The following is a 1922-nucleotide window of genomic DNA, read 5'->3' on the forward strand; positions in this document are numbered from 1 at the left end:
GCCCCGCGGCCTCGGCCGGGGCGAACGACCGCACCTCCACCCCCCGGGGCCCGGCGACCGCGACGTGGAAGGTCCCTGGCGGCCGTCCGCCCTGCGGGTCAGGGCCTGCGACCCCGGTGGTCGCCAGCCCGTAGTCCGCCGTGAGCCGGACGCGCACCCCCTGGGCCATGGCACGTGCGACGTCAGGATGCACCGGCCCGTCCCGGCTCAGCAGTGTCTCGTCGACGCCCAGGAGCTCGTGCTTGAGGTCGGTCGCGTAGGCCACAACGCCGCCCCGCAAGCACCGAGACGCCCCGGGGACGGTGACGAGGCCATCGGTCAGGGCCCCTCCGGTGAGGGACTCCGCGACGGCCACCGTCCGACGTAGCCGGGTCAGGACCTCGACCGCTCGCCGGGACATGTCGGCGGCCAAGACCGGGGGCTCGGGGTGCTCGGGGCCCTCCGCGTGGAGGCTCATCCCGCAGCCTTGCGCACCTGCCAGCCTCGACGGAGGTAGTCCAGACCCGTGACGACCGTGACGATCACCGCCAGGACGAGGACGATCCACGCGATCACGGTGACGACGCCCGGCAGGGTCCACAGCGGAAGGACGAAGATCCCGATCCCGACGGACTGCAGCACGGTCTTGAGCTTGCCCCCGGGTGACGCCGGGATGACCACGTAGCGCAGCACGGCGAACCGCATCGCGGTGATGCCGAGCTCGCGCACCAGGACCACGACCGTGACCCACCAGGGCACGTCGCCCAGGACGGAGAGGGTCAGGAGGGTGCCACCGATCAGGAGCTTGTCCGCGATCGGGTCGACCAGCTTGCCCCAGTCGGTCACCTGGTCGAGCCGGCGGGCGATCCAGCCGTCGAGCCGGTCGGTGCCCGCCGCCAGGGCGAAGAGGGCCGCGGCGACCCATCGCCACCCGCCTCCGCCGTCGTCGAGCACCAGCGCGACGACCACGATCGGCACGAGAGCGATCCTGGCCACGGTGACTCCGTTGGCCAGGTTCCACACGGGCGTCCCTGTTGCGACCACGGGCCAACCCTACGGTGCTCGGCCGTCGGTCACGCCGACGACAGGTTCCGAGCGACCCGCGCCGAAGAGCCAGCCCTGCCCGTAGCGCCAGCCGCAGCCCCGGAGGAACTCAGCCTGCTCGGGGGTCTCGATCCCCTCGGCGACGGTCACCATCTCCATCTCGCGGGCGAGGGCTCCCAGCGCCCGCGAGACTCGAGCCGCCGCGGGGTCCTCGGGGATCCCCGCGGTGAAGGACATGTCCAGCTTGACCCCCGTGACCGGCAGGTCGCGCAGGTAGGACAGCGGCGCGACCCCGGTCCCGAAGTCGTCCAGCAGCACCGGCACGCCACCCTGCCCGAGCAGGGACAGCTCGTGCCGGATCCGGGTCCCGGCATCGACGAGGCTGGCCTCGGTCAGCTCGACGACGAGCCGCCCGGGTGCGACCCCGAGCCGTGCGAGCTCGGCGAGGACCACGCCGGTGAGCTCGCCGTCGGCCAGCTGCTCTGCCGAGGCGTTGATCGAGACCCAGTGCCCCCGGTCGGCCGTCGCGGCCAGGTGCGCCACCGCCTGCCGTGCGACGTCGAGGCCGAGCGCGACCGAGAGGCCTGCCTCGTCCGCGGTGGCGAGGAAGGTCCCCGGCAGGAGCAGTCCTCGCTCGGGGTGCTGCCACCGGACGAGGGCCTCGTGCCCGACGACGAGCCCGTCCTCGAGGTCCACGACGGGCTGGAAGTGCAGCACGAGCTGACCGGCGTCGATGGCCTGGCCGAGCTCGGCGGCCGCTCCGTGCCGGACGGCCCCCGCCATCGACATCGAGGGGTCGTACACCTCGGTGCGCCCGCGCCCGCCTGCCTTGGCGCGGTACAGCGCCGCGTCCGCCGCGGCGAGCAGGCCCATGACCCCGCCGGCCAAGTCGGAGGCCA

Annotated in this window: 3 protein-coding genes; all 3 read right to left on the reverse strand. The window is 73.7% G+C overall.

Features of this window, described 5'->3' with window-relative positions:
• A partial coding sequence (locus L0B03_RS17215) for a CinA family protein (protein ID WP_250448154.1) occupies positions 1-400 on the reverse strand: 400 nt, incomplete at its 3' end.
• A gap of 53 nt (positions 401-453) precedes the next feature.
• Positions 454-1023, reverse strand: a complete 570-nt coding sequence (pgsA, locus tag L0B03_RS17220) for a CDP-diacylglycerol--glycerol-3-phosphate 3-phosphatidyltransferase (protein WP_250448150.1) — start codon at positions 1021-1023, stop codon at positions 454-456.
• A gap of 9 nt (positions 1024-1032) precedes the next feature.
• The coding region (locus tag L0B03_RS17225) for an EAL domain-containing protein (RefSeq protein WP_250448152.1) at positions 1033-1922 on the reverse strand (890 nt) is incomplete at its 5' end.

The organism is Actinotalea sp. C106 (assembly GCF_023630195.1).
Taxonomy (GTDB): Bacteria; Actinomycetota; Actinomycetes; order Actinomycetales; family Cellulomonadaceae; genus Actinotalea.